This is a genomic window from Alphaproteobacteria bacterium (assembly GCA_033344895.1).
Classification (GTDB): Bacteria; Pseudomonadota; Alphaproteobacteria; order UBA8366; family Aestuariispiraceae; genus Pacificispira.
Window position 1 is genome coordinate 1,381,299 of sequence record JAWPMN010000001.1, and the last position, 18,814, is coordinate 1,400,112.

An 18,814-nucleotide genomic window follows, 5' to 3' on the forward strand; every position below is an offset into this window, starting at 1 on the left:
TTCAGGATGCCCGACGGAGTTTTTCCTGCTGGACACGCACCGGAACCTCGCGGCCCAGCAAGGACATCAGGACAATGCCGCGTTCCTGCGAGGTTCGGGCTTGATAGAGGCAACGTACTTCAGACAACGGCCCGTCGGAAATTTCCAGCGACTCGCCCGGCTGGAAAGGCGCGACCTTCGGCAGATGCACGACCCCGGTTTCATCCTCCCGGCTGCGCAACTCGTCAATCACGGTATCGGGGACCCGTGCCGGGCGGTCACCGAAACTGACCAGACTGGAAACCCCATAGGTCCCGTTGATCGACCTCCAAGGCGCGGCATCGACATCGATCCGCACGAAAATATACCGGGAAAACATCGGGACCGTTGTCACCGCTCCGCGCGGCGCCCCTTTTCGGCGCGACGCCAGGCGCGGCATGTAGGTTTCGAACCCTTGCGCCTGTAGGTTGCCCTCGGCCAGGCGTTCCTGCCCGGCCTTGGTATAGACCACATACCAATGCTTCATCGCGTGGCCTCTGGCGGCGTTTCCGGCTTCTTCCCCGGCGGCGACGTACGGATATGCAGAAGCTTGGGCGCCTTCACCCGATCCAGGCCGCAGCGCGCGACCATTGCATCGTATCTTTCCTGGGAATGACGGACATCGGTGATCAGAAACGCTTCCGCCGCGGGCAGTTCTTCCAGCCGCTGCGCCACCGGCAGCCCCGCGAAGGTGTCCTTGTGGCTCTTGGCGTCCAGAATGCCGACCAGCTCGACATCGATCTGCAGCTGGCACAATGCGGCGATTTCCGCCAGTTCGCTGACGCCGATCAGAACGACCTTCCGCCGGTCGGCCTCAGCGAAAGCTTCCAGGGCCTCGCCGATCTGTTCCTTGGCCCGCCGGAAGAATGTGAGAGACGTGCTGAGATACTCGCCGGTCAGGCGCGCCTTTTCGGCAAAGCCTTGCGGCGTGACGTAATAGGCGTAGCGATTGGGCGGAACCTGCTGAACCTTGACCCATCCCTTTCGGGCGGCCCGTTTCAGATAGGCATTGGCCAGCCCCAGGGCGATTCCCAATTCGCCCGCCAGTGAACGCTGGGTCATGCTCTCCTCACGCTCGACAGCCGTAAGCAGGCCCAGCGTAATCGCCATGCTTTCTTCCGAACTGTCCTTGTCGATCATGGTCGAGAGCTTTCCATATCCGTGTTCACGCCGCGAACGCTTACCGCGTTCACGCAATGAACGTCAACTGCAATTCGGAATCTCCGCCGGTTCTCCGGATTTCCAGGTGCGCTGACAGGCTCCGTTGCGGATGCTTCTCGACAGGACCGCACCATTGCCCGAATCAGTGAGGGAAAACAGCGCCCTTTGCACGGATTCCTGCCCCCATGGCAGCCCCATTCCGAGCGGATCAGGTCGTACCGTTTTCAACCTGTAGCCGGATGCGTACACCCGTAATGCACCAAGGGGTGCAGCCTCTCGAACCGTCAAGCGGGCGTGTCGTCTATCCATTGTGTTCCGGGGACATCTTCGCTATGACTGAAATGTTGAATTCGATATCCGGCCTGCAAAATGACGGCGCCGGGCGTTTGTTTGTTAGGAATGAGGGCGAACACTTGACGGGAAACCAGGCGACCGTAGCCGCGCGGCAGAACAGCTTCTCTTACGATGAACTGATCGAATGCGCCAAAGGAAAGCTATTCGGCCCGGGCAATGCGCAGCTTCCGCTGCCGCCGATGCTGATGATCGACGCCATCACCCAGATTACCGAGGACGGCGGCCAGCATGGCAAGGGCCAGATTCTGGCAGAGTTCGAAGTACGTCCGGACCGCTGGTTCTTCGATTGTCATTTCAAGGGCGATCCGGTGATGCCGGGATGCCTCGGGCTGGACGCGATGTGGCAGCTTGTCGGCTTCTTCCTGGGCTGGATGGGCGCGCCGGGCCGTGGCCGCGCGCTGGGTGTCGGCGAAGTGAAACTGTTCGACATGATCCTGCCGACAGCCAAGAAGGTTACCTACGAAATCAACCTGAAGCGGGTCATCATGCGCCGGTTGGTCATGGGAATCGCCGACGGCATGGTTCGCGTCGACGGCAAACCCGCCGCCGAAGCGAAGGACATGCGCGTCGGTCTGTTCCGGACGGATGGCGCTGACGCCTCGTAATCATCGCGCCGCGTCCCTACATTCGGGCGTGAGACGCGAATACAGAACATACAGAACGGGTGGAGCTGCGAGATAGCCATGAATACGCGGCGTGTTGTCGTCACCGGGCTGGGCATCGTGTCCTGCATCGGGAACAGTCAGGACGAGGTGCTTGAATCCCTGCGCGAAGGCCGCAGCGGGATCAGCCACAGCGAGGAATATGCCGAGCGCGGCTTCCGAAGCCATGTGCACGGGAAGCCGAACATCGATATCGCCGAGCATATCGACAAGAAGCTGCTGCGCTTCATGGGCGACGGCGCGGCCTACAACTACATAGCGATGGAACAGGCCATCGCCGATGCCGGCCTGACGGAATCGGAGATTTCCGACGACCGCACCGGCCTGATCATGGGCTCCGGCGGCCCGTCGACCAAGAACATGCTGTGGTCCTGGGACACGGCGCGCGAAAAGTCGGCGAAACGGGTCGGCCCCTTCATGGTGCCGCGGGCCATGTCGTCGACCAATTCGGCGACCCTAGCGACGCCGTTCAAGATCAAGGGCTATAACTACTCGATCTCCTCGGCCTGCTCGACCAGTGCGCATTGCATCGGCAACGGTGCGGAACTGATCCAGTGGGGCAAGCAGGACATCGTCTTCGCCGGCGGCGGCGAGGAACTGGACTGGACCCTTTCGGTGCTGTTCGATGCCATGCCGGCCTTGAGTTCCGGCTATAACGACGACCCGACCAAGGCCAGCCGCGCCTATGACAAGAACCGCGACGGATTCGTTATTTCCGGTGGCGGCGGCGTCGTCGTCCTGGAAGAACTGGAACACGCCAAGGCGCGCGGTGCCAAGATCTATGGCGAGATCGTCGGCTATGGCGCGAATTCCGATGGCTACGACATGGTTCAGCCGTCCGGCGAGGGCGCTGTGCGCTGCATGAAGCTAGCGCTGCAGGGTCTGAACGAGCCCGTCGGCTACATCAACACCCACGGCACCTCGACCCCGATCGGCGATTCCCGCGAGATCGAGGCGATCCGCGAAGTCTTCGGCGACAACATCCCGACGATTTCGTCTACCAAGTCGATGACCGGCCACTCGCTGGGCGCGACGGGTGTCCAGGAAGCGATCTATTCGATCCTGATGATGAACAACAACTTCATCGCCCCGTCGATCAACATCGATGAATTGGATGACGATCTGGGCGACATCCCGATCGCGCGGGAGCGGATCGACGATGTCGACCTGAATCTCGTGATCTCGAACAGTTTCGGCTTCGGCGGCACCAATGCGACGCTGGCTTTCCGGAAATACGCGGACTGAGCCGGAGCATGAGCGCGAAGAAACTCATGGCCGGCAAGCGCGGCCTCATCATGGGCGTTGCGAACCATCATTCGATCGCCTGGGGCATCGCGGAAGCCTGCCACAATCACGGTGCCGAACTGGCCTTCACTTATCAGAACGATGCGTTTCTGAAGCGGGTGAAGCCGTTGGCGGCGGGCGTTGAGGCGGCGGCACTGCTGCCCTGCAACGTCTCCGACGACGACAGCATTCAGGCCACCTTCGACGAATTGGGCAAGGTCTGGGACGGGGTCGATTTCGTCGTCCATGCCATCGCCTATTCCGACAAGGAAGAGCTCAAGGGCCGTTACGTCGACACGACAAGGCACAATTTCCGGCACACGCTGGACATTTCCTGCTTCTCCTTCACGGCGGTCGCCAAGGCGGCGGAACCGCTGATGCGGGATGGCGGCAGCCTGCTGACCCTGTCCTATGAAGGCGCGCAGCGCGTCATGCCCTCCTACAATGTCATGGGCGTGGCCAAGGCGGCGCTGGAAGCATCCGTGCGGTATCTTGCCGTCGATCTGGGCCGCAACGGCGTGCGCGTGAATGCGCTGTCCGCCGGTCCGATGCGCACGCTGGCCGGATCGGCCATCGCGGGCGCGCGCTTCACCTATAACTGGCAGGGCAAGTCGTCCCCGCTGCGTCGGAATATCGAGCTGGATGAAGTCGGCAATTCCGGCCTCTACCTGCTGTCCGATCTGTCGGCGGGCGTCACCGGTGAAGTGCATTACGTCGACAGCGGCTACCACCTGATCGGCATGGCCATTCCGGGCGGTGAGGAACCGTCGGTCGACGACTGACCACCGGCTTTCGCCCACCGCCTCGCAATAGAGGTTCCTCATGCACCTGTTAGCGGCAACGCCGGGCGGGATCGACGATGGATCGGAAGCCGTCGATCTGGGGCAGGATCCGGCCGACATCGTCATCCTGACCGCCGCAGACACCGAAATCGCCTGCCTGGCCGCCGCCCAGGAGCGCCGCCTGGCCGCCGATCCCGGAGCGCCGACGCTCCGCTGCGTCAATCTGCTGCATCTCGGCCATAACTATTCGGTCGACCTCTATCTCGAACAGACGCTTTCGAAAGCGAAGCTGGTCATCGGCCGCCTGCTGGGCGGACGCGGCTACTGGCCCTATGGCGTCGACGAGGCGACCGCCCTGTGCCGCAAGAAGGGCATCGCCCTGGCCTGGCTGCCCGGCGACGACCAGCCGGATGCGGAACTGCACGGTCTGTCGACGCTGCCCGGCGATACGGTCCATCGCCTGTGGCAGTATTTCGTGCAGGGCGGGATCGACAATGCGGAAAACCTGCTGGCCCATGCCGCGAGCCTGCTGAACCACGAGGCGGCGTGGCGGGAGCCGGCACCGCTGCTGCGCGCGGGGCTCTACTGGCCGGGCCGCAATCTGCCGGACCTTGCCGATCTGCCGCGCGCCGAGGGCCGCCCGGTGGCCGCCATCGTCTTCTATCGTGCCCTGTTCCAGGCCGCCAACACGGCGGTGATCGACGCGCTGATTGAGGCGATGGACGCTGTCGGCGTGGACGCGCTGCCGATCTATGCCGCCAGTCTCAAGGATCCGGTCGCGGCGGATACGGTCCGCGGGCTACTGGCCGAGGGCGGCGCCGGAATAGTCCTGAACGGAACCGGCTTCGCGCTGTCGGTCCCCGGCGCGGCGCGGATGGAGACGCCGTTCGACGGGCAGGACTGCCCGGTCCTGCAAGTCGTCTTCTCCGGCGGCAATCGCGATGCCTGGGCCGAGGGCACACGCGGACTTTCCGCCCGCGACATCGCCATGAATGTGGCCCTGCCGGAAGTCGACGGCCGGATCCTGAGCCGCGCGGTCAGTTTCAAGGGCGCCGCCCGGCGCGACCCGCTGACCCAGGCCGATATCGTCACCTACGAACCGGTTGCCGACCGCTGCGGTTTTGTTGCCCAACTGGCCGCCGGCTGGCTGACCCTGCGCAACACGCCCGTGGCGGAGCGTCGGATCGCGGTGGTCTTTGCCAACTACCCGAACCGTGACGCGCGACTGGGCAATGGGGTCGGGCTCGATACGCCCGCCGGAACCATCGCCCTGATCGAGGCGATGAAACAGGCCGGCTATGCCATCGAGGGCGGGTTCGAGAATGGCGACGCCCTGATCGACTATCTGAAGGCCGGTCCCACAAATGCGACCAACCAGGGCCGGGAGGAGCGGGAATCCCTGTCGCTGGCCGACTACCAGCTTTTCTTCGGAGACTTGCCGCAATCCGTCCGCGACGCCGTAACCGACCGCTGGGGCGCACCTGAGGACGATCCCTTCTTCCGGCCGGGCGAGGTCGATTGCGGCCGCTTCGCGCTGCCGGTCTTCCGGTTGGGGAAACTGGCGATCGGCCTGCAGCCGGCGCGCGGCTACAATATCGATCCGCAGGCGACCTATCACAGTCCGGACCTCGTGCCGCCGCACGGTTATCTGGCCTTCTATGCCTGGCTGCGCTGGTCCTTCGGCGCGCAGGCGGTGCTGCATATGGGCAAGCACGGCAATCTGGAATGGCTGCCCGGCAAGGCCGTGGCCCTGTCAGAAGACTGTTATCCCGAGGCCGTCTTTGGGCCGCTGCCGCATATCTATCCCTTCATCGTCAACGATCCGGGGGAAGGCACCCAGGCGAAGCGCCGGGCCCAGGCGGTCATCGTCGACCACCTGACGCCGCCGCTGACCCGCGCCGAAAGCTATGGGCCGCTCAAGGATCTGGAACTGCTGGTCGACGAGTATTTCGAGGCCGCCGGAACCGATCCGCGCCGCATCAAGGTCCTGAAGCGCGACATTCTGGACCTGACCCACCGGATCGGCCTGGCAACCGACTGCGGCATCAATACCGGCGACGACGAGGAGCAGGCCCTCGCCAAGCTGGACAATTACCTGTGCGAATTGAAGGAGATGCAGATTCGCGACGGGCTGCACGTCTTTGGCCGCGCGCCGGACGGCGACCAACTGACCGATCTGCTGGTGGCGCTGGCGCGGGTGCCGCGCGGCAAGGGCGAGAAGCGCGATGCCTCCCTGATCCGGGCCCTGGCGAAGGATTTCGGATTCGCGGCCGATTTCGACCCATTGGACTGCCCGATGGGGGATCCGTGGACCGGCCTTCGACCGGATGTGCTGGCGGGGCTGGATAGCGCGACCTGGCGCAGCTTCGGCGATACGGTCGAGCGGCTGGAGGTCTATGCCCGGCGACTTGTCCTGGGCGCGGTCGAACCGCCCGGACCGGCCAGCGCAGCGGTAATGGAATGGCTGAATGGTCCGTTGCGCGCCATCGTATCGGACAGCGGCAATGCGGAACTGACCGGCGCCCTGACAGCGCTGGATGGCCGGTTCCTGGCGCCCGGGCCTTCCGGCGCGCCGACACGAGGCCGGCCGGACGTTCTGCCGACCGGCCGTAATTTCTATTCCGTCGATACCCGCACCGTCCCGACACCGGCGGCCTGGACCCTGGGCTGGAAGTCGGCGCAGTTGCTGGTTGAGACCTATGCCCAGGAACATGGCGACTATCCCATACGCCTGGCACTGAGCTGCTGGGGCACGGCAAACATGCGGACCGGCGGCGACGATATCGCCCAGGCCCTGGCGCTCATGGGCGTGCGCCCGACCTGGGACAGCGCGTCACGGCGCGTCACCGGGTTCGAGATACTGCCCGCCGACCTGCTGGACCGGCCCCGTGTTGATGTGACCCTGCGCATCTCCGGCTTCTTCCGGGACGCCTTCCCGGGTCTCATCGATCTGGTCGACAGCGCCGCCCGCGCCGTCGCCGCGCTGGATGAACCGGAGGATGTGAATCCGCTGGCCGCCGGGGTACGCCAGGAGACCGCGACCCTGATCGCGGAAGGCGTCGATGCGGATGCCGCGGTGATGCGCGCCGGATCCCGCATCTTCGGCTCCAAGCCGGGTGCCTATGGCGCGGGGCTGCAGGCCCTGATCGACGAGAAGGGCTGGACGACGGAGGCCGATCTGGCGGATGCCTATCTGGCCTGGGGCGGTTACGCCTATGGCGCCGGAAAGGAAGGCGCCGCCGATCGCAGCGGCTTCGAACGCCGCCTGGGGCGGGTTCAGGCCATTCTCCACAATCAGGACAACCGTGAGCACGACCTGCTCGACAGCGACGACTATTACCAGTTCGAAGGCGGCATGGCGGTCGCGGCGCGAACCCTGAGCGGCGACAAGGTCCCGGTCTATCACAACGATCACAGCCGCCCGGAGAGCCCGAAGGTCCGCAGCCTGGAGGATGAGATCGGCCGGGTGGTGCGCGCCCGCGTGGTCAATCCGAAATGGATTCAGGGCGTCATGCGCCACGGCTACAAGGGCGCTTTCGAGATGGCGGCGACCGTCGACTATCTCTTCGCCTTCGCGGCAACGGCGCGGGCGGTGTCCGACCACCATTTCGATGCCGTGTTCGAGGCCTATCTGATGGACGAGGCGGTTCGGGATTTTCTGGAACGGACCAATCCGGACGCGCTCACGGACATTGCGGCACGCCTTCAGGAAGCAGAATCTCGCGGCCTTTGGACTTCGCGGCGCAACGATACGGGCCCCGTCCTGGCCGAAATCGCCAATCGCGGAAGCCACTTGGCACCCTAGTGCGGTGCGAATTCGCGGCACGAAATGACCCCATTGACTCAAGGGGGATTTCGGCGCGACACTTTCTCTCACGCGGTCGGTGAAAGTCCGACGGTGAAGCATCCGCCGCAAAACCGATGCGGTGGACGGACCCCACTCACTACGGCCGGTGGGTCAGGGATCCAGCAGGAAATGACGCGTTCAAGCAATGCGCGAAACCCGGCGGGGGCCCCTAGTGGGCCCCCGTTCGTATGGCCGGTCCAATGACCCTTTCATTTGCCACTTCCGAACGCATGCCGGCCCTATCCCGCCTGGTCCGGCACAGTGACATTCAGGGTCCTGTCCCGCTCCTCGAACAGCCATGAGCGAAAGGCCTGGAGACGTGGGTCGTCGCCATGATGCGGCGGAAAGACGACGTGATAGCCCAGATTGGCGTTCAGAATCGGCACGTCGGCAAAAGGCTGCACCAGCTTGCCACTGGCCAGTTCCGCATCGGCGAAGACATACTCGACCAGCGCCACGCCCTGTCCGGCGATCGCGGCGTCGATCACCAGCGAATGGGTGTTGAAGCGTGGTCCCCGGGTCGGATCGACATCGGTGATGCCCGCCGCCCGCAACCACATCGCCCAGGTATCCTCCATCGCCGCGGCGCCGGTCTCCTGAAGGTGAATCAAGGTGTGATTTCTCAGATCGGACAGGTTCCGAAGCGCGTTCTCACCGCGTGTCAGTTTCGGGCTGCAGACCGGAAGCGTCCGGGTCTGGAACAAGGGTTCCGACGTCAGCCCCGGATAACTTCCCATGCCGAAACGCACGGCCAGATCGATCGCCTCTGAATCGAATTGCACCAGGCGGGAGTTGGCATCGATCCGCAGGTCGATCTCCGGATGCCGTTCATGAAACCGGGCCAGACGCGGCACCAGCCATTTCGACGCCAGCGACGGCGGCAGGCTGACATTCAGCGGGCCGGCCCGCCCCCCGCTGCGCATGATGACATAGGCATTTTCCAGTTGATCGAAAGCGGCACTGACCTCCGGCGCAGCCTGACGGCCCGCCTCGGTCAGGGCCAGGGCCCGGGTCAGGCGCCGGAACAGTTTCACACCGGTATATTCCTCCAGCGTCTTAATCTGCTGGCTGATCGCCGCCGGCGTAACGCGCAGCTCCTCGGAGGCGGCCTTGAAGCTCAGATGTCGGGCCGCCGCTTCGAAAGCACGCAGCGCGGCAAGGGGTGGCAGAAGTCTGGGCATACATCCTCACAAGATAGCTGCACTTATCTATAAGTCGATTTTTACTCGTTTGTGAATGCCAAAGGGTTAAGCCACATTTACTCCAGATGAAGCGTCACCGACCGGATGCTTTGCCCCGAACCCACGTTTTGAAGGAGAAAAGAGATGTTCCTGACGCCCTATCACACGCTGAGCCACACCCCGGGCAGCCACGCGCTGCGCGCCGAAAACGAAGCCCGGGCCTTCGCCTTCTGGCAGACCCTGAACACCACCCCGGACCGGTTCGCCAGCCTGCTGCGCTGGGGCCGGGCCGACACCGCCCAGACACTGAGCGGCCGCTGGCTGCCGGCGGAGTAGGGGCACCCCCGGGGGCCCGTATCGCGCCCCAATCTTTCCATCCCATCGCCCCCTGGGGAAAAGGTCGAAGCCGAAATCGGTTTCGGCCTTTTTTCAACGCCTGTGTGGGGATTTGGTTTTCGCCTGGAGGTCGTGCTGCCGCCCGGCGAGACGTCACACCCGAAGAGATGCAACGCCGCCATACCGCGATGATGGCGCGCGAGGGCAGCTAACGCGCCGCCCAGGCTTCGAATTCCGCCGCCCGGTCGAGAAGCCGCCTTGCATTGGAGATCATCGGCAGTTCGAGCATGATCCCGTCCAGCTCGACATGGGCGGTCTCCGCCTTGTCGAAGGCCTCCACGATCCGCCGCGCCTGTGCCAGGGCCTCGGGTGCCGGGGTCAGGATGCGATGGATCGGATCGACATGGTCCGCCCGGACCAGCGACTTGGCGGTATAGCCCAACCGGCGGGCGTGACGTGTTTCGGCCTCAAGCCCGGCAAGGTCGGTATAGGTATAGGGGCAATCGATTGAGACCACCCCTGCCGCGCGGCATTCCACATGAAACCGCTGCCGAACATACAGCAGTTCCATGCCGTCATGGCCGCGCTCGGCCCCCAGATCGGCGGCCATGTCCTCCGACGCAACCAGGCAGGCGGTCACGCGAGGGTCGGAAAGCGCGACGTCGTAGGTGCGCATCAGCCCGCGCGCCAGTTCGACATTGGGGACAAGTTCGACCTCCGCGCGGGTTCCGGCGATACCGTCCACAGCCTCGGCAAGCTCGCGAATCCGTTCAGGACCGTCGACCTTGGGCAACATGATCACGTCCGGCCCTGCCGGCAGCACGGCGCGCAGGTCGTCCATGCCGTCACCGGACAGCGGATTGACCCGCACGGCAGCAACGGCCCCTGCTGCACGCCACGCCGGAAACAGTCCGGCCGCCAGGGCGCGGGCCGCCGGGCGCTGCGCCGGGCGGGTGAAATCCTCCAATTCGAGAATGACGACATCGGCACCGCTCTGGCCGGCGCCCAGTTGCATGGTGCGGTCCGCGCCGCCGGTAAACAGCCAGGTCCGGCGCAGACGCGGTGGTCGAAGCGGCATGAAACTCAAACCCGGTCAGGCGTCCACGATCTCGAACATGTTATCCGCATCCTGATCGACCAGGGAATGCAATTGTGCCCGGGACCCGGTTCGGCTGACCACCAGCACGGACTCCTCAACATCGATATGTTCGACACGGGTGCCCGTTGTCTGAATGACATATCGTTTTGAGCATTCCCCGAGGAACAGCCCGGCACAACGCTCCGTCAAACCGCAGGCGCGAACGAATTCCATATTGCCGTCGGAAAGGAAGACAAATTCCTCGGCTTCCGGAAAATTCCGCTGCCAGACTTTCATCGCCCAGGGATTGTCCGGGGCGACCACCAGAAAGCGGTCAAAGCCGAGGGAGCGGTAATGCTCAATATCATTGGCGATTTCCGGGACATGGGTCTTCGAGCAGATCGGCGTAAAGGCCTGCGGCGCACCGATGATCAAACATCGATGTCCCTTCATCAGATCCCGGATGTCGAAACAAACCGGCAGATCGTTATCCAGGATCGCGACCTGTGCCGAGGGAATCTCCTCACCGATTTTCATCAGCCCTGCCCTATCCGAAAGAGATCAATCCAGAGAAGGGTAAAATCACAGGGCCTAATGTTTCGTTAATCGGCAATGAGGATTTCCGCAAAGAATCCGGGGGCGCGCCCTAAGGCACGCCCCCGCGATCTTCACGACGTTCCACGGCGTCAGGCCGTCATGCCCTTTCGGAAGGGAAGCGTCCGCAGACGGCGTCCCGTTGCCCGGAACACGGCGTTGGCGACGGCAGGGCCGATCGGCGGCACGCCGGGCTCTCCGACACCGGTCGGCGGGGCATCGCTTTCGACGATATGCACCTCGACCTCCGGCATGGCGTCGATCCGCAGCGGCTCGTAGCTGTCGAAATTGCCCTGATCGACTTCGCCGCCGGTCATGGTGATTTCCTCGCTCATGATCGCGCCGAGGCCAAAGCCGATACCGCCCTCGATCTGGGCCCGGATCGTGTCGGGGTTGATCGCGGTGCCGCAATCCACGGCACAGACAACCCGATGCACACGAATGTCGCCGCCATCGACGGAGACTTCCGCCACCTGGGCAACGAAGGACGCGAAACTCTCATGCACGGCGACGCCGTGATGTCGACCCTCCGGCAGCGCCTTGCCCCATCCCGCCTTTTCCGCCGCCAGGCGCAGGACCTCGGCATGCCGGGGCTTGTCCTTGAGCAGCTTCATGCGGAAATCGACGGGGTCGGCACCGGCCGCTTCCGCCACCTCGTCGATGAAGACCTCACCGGCATAGGCGTTCTGGGTCGATCCCACGGAACGCCACCACAGGACCGGCACGCCGACATCCGTGGTCGTCAGACCAACCGACAGATTCGGTACGTGATAGGGCAGGTTCACCGCGCCTTCGACCGAGGTGTGATCGACACCGTCATGAACCAGGGCACCTTCGAACGGCGTGCCTTTCACGATCGACTGACCGACGATGTGATCCTCATAGGCGACCAGATTCCCGTCGGCATCCAGGCCGGCCCGCAGCTTGTGGACATAGGCCGGCCGATATCGGCCACCGCGCATGTCGTTCGCGCGGGTCCATTGCACCTTTACCGGTGCTTTCCAGCCGATGGCCCTGGCGATCGCCACGGATTCGACGACAACATCGCCGTCAGCGACCGCACGGCGGCCGAAGCTGCCCCCCGCCTTCATCACATGCAGTCGAACATTCTGGGGCGGAATGTCCGCGGTGACCGAAGCCAGATACTGGTACAGGTCCGGCAGTTGATGTCCGGCCCAGACTTCCAGCGTCCCGTCCTCATTCATCCGCGCAACGGCATTCAGCGGTTCCATCGCGGCATGGGCGAGGAACGGAAACTCGAAGCTTGCCTCCAGCACCCTGTCCGCCTTGGCCAGGGCATCGGCGACATTGCCGTCCCTGCGGGCCATCGCGGTCGGGGCACCATCCGAAAGAGCCCGATACTCCGCCAGGATTTCATCGCTGCCGCGGGTTTCAGCTTGGCTCTCGTCCCATTCGACACTCACCAGATCGCGCGCTTTCAGGGCGGACCACATGTCCTGTGCAACGACGGCCACGCCGCGTGGAATGGCGACGACATCGACCACGCCCGGGGATTGCCTGGCATCGGCGGCATCGAAGGACGCGACGGTCGCGCCGAATTTCGGCGGATGGATCATCACCGCCGTCAGCATGCCCGGCAGACGGACATCCAGCGTGAAGTCCTGCTCGCCGCGCGTCTTGCCGACACGGTCGTAGCGCAGGACATCCGGGTTGCCGATCTGCGTCCATTCCGACGGGTCCTTCAGCACAACCTCCGCCGGAACAGGCTGCGCCGCGGCCGCTTCGGCGAACTCGCCGATATCGGCATCTCGGCCCGACCCGGCATGGGACAGGCGCCCGTCCATCAGGCTGACCTCTCCGGCCGGGACATCCCAATCAGCGGCCGCTGCGGCGATCAGCATCTGTCGCGCGGCGGCACCGGCATGGCGGTAGCGCTGCCACGAACTGGCCATGGCCGTCGACCCGCCGGTCCCCTGGGCGACACCGCCCCAGGCAAGATTGCCGTACAGATCCTTGTTGCCATAGGCGCCTTCGACCGAAACCCGGTCCCAGCCGACGCCCAATTCCTCGACCACCAGTGTTGCGATGCCATGATAGGACCCCTGGCCCATGTCGAACTGGGAGGACAGGATCCTGACCGAACCGTCCCGGGCAATTTCGACATAACTCGCGAAGGGGCTGACGGCCGAACCTGCAGTGGATTCGGCCCGGACCGGACGGAAGCCGATTGCGAAGCCGGTCGAGGTTGCGGCGGCGGCGAGCAGGAAGCCACGGCGGGACAGCGTCGTATCGCCGGCGCGCCGGGCAAGGGTTTGAAGCGTGTGTGCGAGCATGGGTCAGGCCTCCAAACGGCGTGCGGCTTCGTGGATGGCCGCGCGAATCCGCTGATAGGTCGCACAGCGACAGAGATTGCCCCACATGGCGCCGTCAATGTCCTCATCGGTGGGTTTCGGCGTCTCGCTGAGCAGGGAGACCGCCGACATGATCTGCCCGGACTGGCAGTAGCCGCATTGCGGCACGTCCATTTCGGCCCAGACGGCCTGAACCGTTTCCGCCACCTTGTCACCGCCGACGCCTTCAATCGTCGTAACCGTCGCGCCATCGACATCGCCGACGAAGGTCTGGCAGGATCGGGTGGGATAACCGTCGACATGGACCGTGCAGGCGCCGCATTGCGCCAGACCGCACCCGAATTTCGTCCCGGTCAGGCCGGCATGGTCGCGAAGGGCCCAGAGCAGCGGCATGTCCGGATCGACATCCAATGTCTGCTCCGCCCCGTTGAGCGTGAATTTGATCATGATTTCGTCCCCTGATTTCCGGGCCGGCGGATTGCAACGCGGGACGCGTGCCCCCATCTGGCCACTTAACAGGAAGTGGTGCCAAGACCGCTCCCGAACAACATCGTTCAAATCGATTACATTATTCGATACTGTTCACGAATGGACCGAGACATTCTGATCCATTTGCCGGCGGTCCTGGCCGTCGCCCGCAGCCGGAGCTTCGCCGCCGCGGCCAAGGAGCTGGGCATGAGCCCGTCCGCGGTCAGCCACGCGGTGCGGTCTGTTGAGGACCGGCTGGGCCTGCCGCTGTTCACGCGCACGACCCGCAGCGTCTCACTGACCGAAACCGGCCGCGACTTTGTCACCGCGACCGCGCCGGCGGCCTCTGACATCGCCGATGCGGTGGACCGGGCCCGTGCCGCCAACGGACAGGTTACCGGACTTCTTCGTCTGAACATACCGTCGCCGACGATCAATCTGGGAATTGATCGGGTGGTCCGTGAAATGACCCGTCGCTATCCCGATCTGCGGATCGAGGTCTATTGCGAGAATTCCAACGTCGACATATTCGCCGACGGATTCGACGCCGGTGTGCGGCTGGGCGGGATGATAGCGGAGGATATGGTGGCAATCCGCCTGACGGCACCGTTCCGCACCGCGCTTGTCGCGGCGCCGTCCTATCTGCAGCGGCACGGCACGCCGACCCGGCTTTCGGACCTGCAGGACCACAACTGCATCACGTATCGGAAGTCCAAGTCGGAGACGCTGTTCGACTGGATTCTGCAAGATGACGGCGAAGAGGTCTCGATCGAAGTCAAGGGATCGATCGTGGTCAATGACGTGTCCTATGCCCGTCAGCTCGCCCTCGACGGCTTCGGCATCATCTATGTCTACGAGCCGCTGCTGCGCACGGAAATCGCCGATGGCAGCCTGGTCGAGATTCTGCGCGACAGTGTTATGGAGAAGCCCGGATTCTTCCTGTACTTCCCGCAACGCGCGTCACGCAGCCCGAAGCTGCGCGCCTTCATCGACACGGCAAAGGAAGTGCTGAACCTTTGAGCCGGGACCTTAGTGATGACCGCCCAGCGGCACGCCGTCCTTCAGGACAAAGCGCTTGTCGCAATACGGGCAGTCGACGGATCGGCTCGGCCCGATCTGCAGATAGACCTTGGGATGACCCAGCGCCCCGCCGCCGCCGTCACAGCTGACTCGGCTGGAGTCGACAGTTTCGGTTTCCGGTTCGTCGATCGACGGCACACCCATGCTTCCAGTCCCTCTCACCCAGGATCGCTCGCCGCGCCGGCCACCCCTGTACCGGGTTTTCGGCGACTCGGCAAAAATGCGTTTCCGCGTCGGCGCTTGCCCCCGATGGCCCTTGGGCCTATCTAGGGGTTTCACGGCATCACGACGCCACACAGCCGTTATGACCCAGCCTACCCCATCCGCGCAAGTCCGATGCGCCGGGCGGGGGACCGAACCGAGGACAGACGCACCATGCCGCTGGACTTCCAGACAAGCGCCGACAGCCGGGCGGTGACCGACCCGGATTTCGCGATCGAGGCCAAGGGCCTGTCCAAGGTCTATCGCAGCCAAGGCAAGACCGCCGAGAAGCGGGCGCTGGACACTGTCGACCTTCAGATCCCACGCGGCAGCCTGTTCGGTCTGCTGGGTCCCAACGGCGCGGGCAAGTCGACCTTCATCAACATCCTGGCCGGGCTGGTCATCAAGTCCGCCGGCAGCGCGAAGGTCTGGGGATATGATGTGTCGGACAATCCGCGCATGGCAAAATCCTCCATCGGCGTCGTGCCCCAGGAACTGAACATCGACCCGTTCTTTACGCCGGAGGAGATGCTGGACGTTCAGGCGGGCCTCTATGGGGTTCCTGCCGCCGAACGCCGGACCGAGGAAATCCTGTCCATGGTCGGCCTGACGGACAAGCGCGATGCCTATGCCCGGACGCTGTCGGGCGGCATGCGCCGCCGCCTGCTGATCGGCAAGGCCATGGTGCACGACCCGCCCGTCCTGGTGCTGGACGAGCCGACCGCCGGTGTCGACATCGAACTGCGCCAGCAGCTCTGGGAAAACGTGGTTGCCCTGAACAAGCGCGGCACGACGGTGCTGCTGACCACGCATTACCTGGAAGAAGCCGAAGAATTGTGTGACCGCATCGCCATCATCAACCATGGCAAGCTGGTCGCCCATGACGACAAGCGCAGCCTTCTGGGACGGCTGGATGCCAAGACCGTGCGCGTCACGGTGAAGGAAACCCTGACCGAAATCCCAGAACCGCTGCGCAAGCTGAACCCGACGATCCAGGACGACGGCCCGGCCGGCGGACCGACGGTGATGACCATCGCCTACCGCCCCTCCGCCATGACCGCCGGCGAAATCATCGCCGCCCTGAACGAGGCCAAGCTCACCATCCACGATCTCTCCACCGAAGAGACGGATCTGGAAGACATCTTCCTGCAGATCACCCGCAGCAGCCGGGACTGACCCGGGGGGCACCGATGCGGCGCCTGATCCTCGTCCCGCTGTTTTGTCTCCTCGCGGCCTGTGCGCCGCGGGTGGAGGGGCTGGGGCCGGTCAGGGGGCCCGCTGTGATGGAGGCGGAAGCCTTTGTCATGCCGGACGGGTATCGGCTTCCGTATCTGGCAGCCCTGCCGAATGGCGATGCCGCGGCGGTGCTGCTGGCGCTTCATGGCTTCAACGACTATGCCCGCGCCTTTGCGGATTCGGCGCCGAAATGGGCCGACAGCGGACTGGCGGTCTATGCCTATGACCAGCGCGGGTTTGGCCGGACCGCGGGGCGCGGCGTGTGGCACGGCGCAAGGGCCATGGCGTCCGATCTCCAGAACGTCGTGGATCTGCTGCGCCGACGCCATCCCGACCTGCCGATCGCCCTACTGGGGGAAAGCATGGGCGGCGCGGTGGCGATTGCTGCGCTGACCGATCCGCAACTGCCGCGGCCCAATGTCGACCGGGTCATCCTGTCGGCGCCGGCGGTGTGGGGCCGGGAGGTCATGCCCTGGTGGCAGCGCTGGCCGCTGGCCGTCATGGCCCATACCGTGCCCTGGCTAGAGATCGCCCCGCATATCCGGCGCCGACCGACCGACAATATCGAGGTGCTTCGGGCCCTCAGCAAGGATCCATGGATGATCCGGCGGACCCGTGTGGACGCGGTGCATGGCCTGGTCGGGCTGATGGACCGGGCCTATGCGGGCGTTCCCGACCTGGGTGACAACACCCTGATTCTCTATGGCCAGAACGAGGATATCCTGCCCGAATATGCGTTGAAGGGCGTCATTGCGCGCCTGACCCCGGACAGTGGCTGGCGGTTGGCGCTCTACGACACCGGATTCCACATGCTGACCCGCGACCTGAATGCCGACCGCGTCATAGAAGACATCGCCGTCTTCGCCAGAAATCCCGACGCCCCCCTACCCTCCGGCCGGGAGGAATTCGCATCGGACTTGCCCGCCCCGGTGAATTGAAGGAAGTTGCGCCGTTTCGCGCACAGCCGTATCGGCGTTCTGAATGGGGGTCATGACAATGCGTTTTTCCGGGATCGCCGAGCGAGTCGGCGGCATGGGCGACAAGGCTTGGGAAATCCACCGTCGCGCGGTAACGCGCCATGCGGCCGGCCAGCCGATCATCGTCCTGTCCGTGGGTGAGGACCGTACCGCGACGACCCATCCCGCACTGGTCGAGGTGGCGAAGAACGCCCTCGATGCCGGCATGCATCACTATTCGGCGCTGACCGGCTCCCCCGCGGTGAAGGCGGGCATTGCCCGACGCCACAAGGCATTGACGGGTCAGAGCGTCGCGCCGGAAGCCTGCTGTCTGTTCTCCGGGGCGCAGAATGCCCTGTTCGCGGCGCTGATGTGCCTGAGCGACACCGGCGACGAGGTCATCGCGCCGGAGCCCTATTATGCGACCTATCCCGGCGTAACCCAGGCCAGCGGCGCCCGGCTCGTCACGGTCAAGACCGACCCGGAATCCGATTTCGTGCTGGATCCGGACCGGCTGGAAGCGGCGGTGACGGATCGAACCCGCGTGGTTCTGATCAACTCCCCGAACAATCCGACCGGCGCGGTCTATCCGCGTGCCGTCATGGAGGCGGTCGCCGACCTGTGCAAGCGCCGCGACCTCTGGCTGATCTCGGACGAGGTCTATGTCGACTTCCTGTATGATGGCGAGCATGTCGCCCCCTGCGCCCTGCCCGGCATGGCCGAACGGACGGTGACCATCGGGTCGCTGTCGAAATCGCACCGGATGAGCGGCTGGCGCATCGGCTGGACCGTCTCGACCCCGGAGTTCTCCGAGCTGCTGAGCGATTTCGCCTGTTGCATGCTGTATGGCAGCGCGCCCTTCATCCAGGAAGCGGCGGCAGCGGCACTCGCCGAGACGCCGCTGCCGGGCGTGGAGGAGGACCGTGCCGCCATGCTGACCGATTATCACCGCAAGCGGGACATCGTCATGGGCGCGTTGGGCAATACGCCGGGCCTCGTTTTGCGCCGTCCGTCGGCGGGCATGTTCGCCATGGTCGATGTCCGCCCGACCGGGCTCAGCGATTTCGATTTCGCGGCGCGCCTGCTGGACGAGGAAGAGGTCGGCGTCATGACCGGTGGCGCTTTCGGCCCCAGTGCCAAGGGTCATATCCGGCTCGGCCTAGTCGCCGACGCCGACACGCTGCGCGAGGCCTGCACCCGCATCGACCGATTTGCCCGAAAGCTGGTGGCGGGAGCCTGACATCGGTCCGAAGATGGTTCCTGC

17 protein-coding genes are annotated in these 18,814 nt (G+C 64.5%); 9 read left to right on the plus strand and 8 right to left on the minus strand.

Annotated elements, in window-relative coordinates; all coding sequences use genetic code 11:
* Nucleotide 1 precedes the first annotated feature (1 nt).
* Nucleotides 2-505: a transcriptional activator RfaH gene (locus R8L07_06720; protein MDW3205222.1), complete on the minus strand. Its 504-nt coding sequence runs from the start codon at nucleotides 503-505 to the stop codon at nucleotides 2-4.
* A complete protein-coding gene (locus tag R8L07_06725) occupies nucleotides 502-1,158 on the minus strand; it encodes a winged helix-turn-helix transcriptional regulator (protein MDW3205223.1) in 657 nt (218 codons plus the stop codon). Before R8L07_06725 ends, R8L07_06720 begins: the two co-directional genes overlap by 4 nt.
* Before the next feature lie 434 nt (nucleotides 1,159-1,592).
* Between R8L07_06725 and fabA the strand changes: the two genes are divergently transcribed.
* The 4 genes from fabA to cobN all read left to right on the plus strand — a co-directional run bounded on the left by fabA (nucleotide 1,593) and on the right by cobN (nucleotide 8,066).
* Nucleotides 1,593-2,138, plus strand: a complete 546-nt coding sequence (gene fabA, locus R8L07_06730; protein ID MDW3205224.1) for a 3-hydroxyacyl-[acyl-carrier-protein] dehydratase FabA — start codon at nucleotides 1,593-1,595, stop codon at nucleotides 2,136-2,138.
* A gap of 78 nt (nucleotides 2,139-2,216) precedes the next feature.
* A complete protein-coding gene (fabB, locus tag R8L07_06735; GenBank protein ID MDW3205225.1) occupies nucleotides 2,217-3,440 on the plus strand; it encodes a beta-ketoacyl-ACP synthase I in 1,224 nt (407 codons plus the stop codon).
* 8 nt (nucleotides 3,441-3,448) lie between these two features.
* Nucleotides 3,449-4,261, plus strand: coding sequence for an SDR family oxidoreductase (locus tag R8L07_06740; protein MDW3205226.1), 813 nt, complete (start codon nucleotides 3,449-3,451; stop codon nucleotides 4,259-4,261).
* A gap of 40 nt (nucleotides 4,262-4,301) precedes the next feature.
* Complete coding sequence (gene cobN, locus R8L07_06745) at nucleotides 4,302-8,066, plus strand: cobaltochelatase subunit CobN (protein ID MDW3205227.1); 3,765 nt, start codon at nucleotides 4,302-4,304, stop codon at nucleotides 8,064-8,066.
* Between the two features lie 281 nt (nucleotides 8,067-8,347).
* Here the strand turns inward: cobN and gcvA are convergent, their stop codons facing one another.
* Nucleotides 8,348-9,289: a transcriptional regulator GcvA gene (gene gcvA, locus R8L07_06750; protein MDW3205228.1), complete on the minus strand. Its 942-nt coding sequence runs from the start codon at nucleotides 9,287-9,289 to the stop codon at nucleotides 8,348-8,350.
* 144 nt (nucleotides 9,290-9,433) lie between these two features.
* On the opposite strand from gcvA, the gene R8L07_06755 reads away from it, so the two are divergent.
* Entirely contained in the window at nucleotides 9,434-9,625 is a 192-nt protein-coding gene (locus tag R8L07_06755; GenBank protein ID MDW3205229.1) for a hypothetical protein, read from the plus strand.
* Between the two features lie 208 nt (nucleotides 9,626-9,833).
* Here R8L07_06755 and R8L07_06760 read toward each other — a convergent pair whose 3' ends face one another.
* The 4 genes from R8L07_06760 to R8L07_06775 all read right to left on the minus strand — a co-directional run bounded on the left by R8L07_06760 (nucleotide 9,834) and on the right by R8L07_06775 (nucleotide 14,056).
* Nucleotides 9,834-10,703: a CoA ester lyase gene (locus R8L07_06760; protein MDW3205230.1), complete on the minus strand. Its 870-nt coding sequence runs from the start codon at nucleotides 10,701-10,703 to the stop codon at nucleotides 9,834-9,836.
* A 15-nt stretch (nucleotides 10,704-10,718) separates the two neighbouring features.
* On the minus strand, nucleotides 10,719-11,240 hold the full coding sequence (locus R8L07_06765; GenBank protein ID MDW3205231.1) for a redoxin family protein: 522 nt from the start codon (nucleotides 11,238-11,240) through the stop codon (nucleotides 10,719-10,721).
* Between the two features lie 149 nt (nucleotides 11,241-11,389).
* Nucleotides 11,390-13,591 (minus strand): xanthine dehydrogenase family protein molybdopterin-binding subunit, encoded by a 2,202-nt coding sequence (locus R8L07_06770; protein ID MDW3205232.1) that lies wholly within the window; start codon nucleotides 13,589-13,591, stop codon nucleotides 11,390-11,392.
* A 3-nt stretch (nucleotides 13,592-13,594) separates the two neighbouring features.
* On the minus strand, nucleotides 13,595-14,056 hold the full coding sequence (locus R8L07_06775; GenBank protein MDW3205233.1) for a (2Fe-2S)-binding protein: 462 nt from the start codon (nucleotides 14,054-14,056) through the stop codon (nucleotides 13,595-13,597).
* A gap of 141 nt (nucleotides 14,057-14,197) precedes the next feature.
* Between R8L07_06775 and R8L07_06780 the strand changes: the two genes are divergently transcribed.
* Entirely contained in the window at nucleotides 14,198-15,097 is a 900-nt protein-coding gene (locus R8L07_06780; protein ID MDW3205234.1) for a LysR family transcriptional regulator, read from the plus strand.
* 9 nt (nucleotides 15,098-15,106) lie between these two features.
* On the opposite strand, the gene R8L07_06785 is transcribed toward R8L07_06780, so the two are convergent.
* Nucleotides 15,107-15,301, minus strand: coding sequence for a zinc-finger domain-containing protein (locus R8L07_06785; protein MDW3205235.1), 195 nt, complete (start codon nucleotides 15,299-15,301; stop codon nucleotides 15,107-15,109).
* 231 nt (nucleotides 15,302-15,532) lie between these two features.
* Between R8L07_06785 and R8L07_06790 the strand changes: the two genes are divergently transcribed.
* From R8L07_06790 to R8L07_06800, 3 genes are read left to right on the plus strand one after another with little or no spacing between them, the layout of a single operon-like run.
* Nucleotides 15,533-16,534: an ABC transporter ATP-binding protein gene (locus R8L07_06790; protein MDW3205236.1), complete on the plus strand. Its 1,002-nt coding sequence runs from the start codon at nucleotides 15,533-15,535 to the stop codon at nucleotides 16,532-16,534.
* A gap of 14 nt (nucleotides 16,535-16,548) precedes the next feature.
* Nucleotides 16,549-17,532, plus strand: a complete 984-nt coding sequence (locus R8L07_06795) for an alpha/beta fold hydrolase (protein MDW3205237.1) — start codon at nucleotides 16,549-16,551, stop codon at nucleotides 17,530-17,532.
* A gap of 52 nt (nucleotides 17,533-17,584) precedes the next feature.
* Entirely contained in the window at nucleotides 17,585-18,790 is a 1,206-nt protein-coding gene (locus R8L07_06800) for a pyridoxal phosphate-dependent aminotransferase (protein ID MDW3205238.1), read from the plus strand.
* The last annotated feature ends 24 nt before the right edge of the window (nucleotides 18,791-18,814 follow it).

What these genes read in the sequence shown, in the direction of transcription:
- R8L07_06720 (MDW3205222.1), bottom strand. Translation starts at nt 505, where the DNA reads ATGAAGCATTGGTATGTGGTCTATACCAAGGCCGGGCAGGAACGCCTG.
- R8L07_06725 (MDW3205223.1), bottom strand. Translation starts at nt 1,158, where the DNA reads ATGATCGACAAGGACAGTTCGGAAGAAAGCATGGCGATTACGCTGGGC.
- fabB (MDW3205225.1), top strand. Translation starts at nt 2,217, where the DNA reads ATGAATACGCGGCGTGTTGTCGTCACCGGGCTGGGCATCGTGTCCTGC.
- R8L07_06740 (MDW3205226.1), top strand. Translation starts at nt 3,449, where the DNA reads ATGAGCGCGAAGAAACTCATGGCCGGCAAGCGCGGCCTCATCATGGGC.
- cobN (MDW3205227.1), top strand. Translation starts at nt 4,302, where the DNA reads ATGCACCTGTTAGCGGCAACGCCGGGCGGGATCGACGATGGATCGGAA.
- gcvA (MDW3205228.1), bottom strand. Translation starts at nt 9,289, where the DNA reads ATGCCCAGACTTCTGCCACCCCTTGCCGCGCTGCGTGCTTTCGAAGCG.
- R8L07_06755 (MDW3205229.1), top strand. Translation starts at nt 9,434, where the DNA reads ATGTTCCTGACGCCCTATCACACGCTGAGCCACACCCCGGGCAGCCAC.
- R8L07_06760 (MDW3205230.1), bottom strand. Translation starts at nt 10,703, where the DNA reads ATGCCGCTTCGACCACCGCGTCTGCGCCGGACCTGGCTGTTTACCGGC.
- R8L07_06765 (MDW3205231.1), bottom strand. Translation starts at nt 11,240, where the DNA reads ATGAAAATCGGTGAGGAGATTCCCTCGGCACAGGTCGCGATCCTGGAT.
- R8L07_06770 (MDW3205232.1), bottom strand. Translation starts at nt 13,591, where the DNA reads ATGCTCGCACACACGCTTCAAACCCTTGCCCGGCGCGCCGGCGATACG.
- R8L07_06775 (MDW3205233.1), bottom strand. Translation starts at nt 14,056, where the DNA reads ATGATCAAATTCACGCTCAACGGGGCGGAGCAGACATTGGATGTCGAT.
- R8L07_06780 (MDW3205234.1), top strand. Translation starts at nt 14,198, where the DNA reads ATGGACCGAGACATTCTGATCCATTTGCCGGCGGTCCTGGCCGTCGCC.
- R8L07_06785 (MDW3205235.1), bottom strand. Translation starts at nt 15,301, where the DNA reads ATGGGTGTGCCGTCGATCGACGAACCGGAAACCGAAACTGTCGACTCC.
- R8L07_06790 (MDW3205236.1), top strand. Translation starts at nt 15,533, where the DNA reads ATGCCGCTGGACTTCCAGACAAGCGCCGACAGCCGGGCGGTGACCGAC.
- R8L07_06795 (MDW3205237.1), top strand. Translation starts at nt 16,549, where the DNA reads ATGCGGCGCCTGATCCTCGTCCCGCTGTTTTGTCTCCTCGCGGCCTGT.
- R8L07_06800 (MDW3205238.1), top strand. Translation starts at nt 17,585, where the DNA reads ATGACAATGCGTTTTTCCGGGATCGCCGAGCGAGTCGGCGGCATGGGC.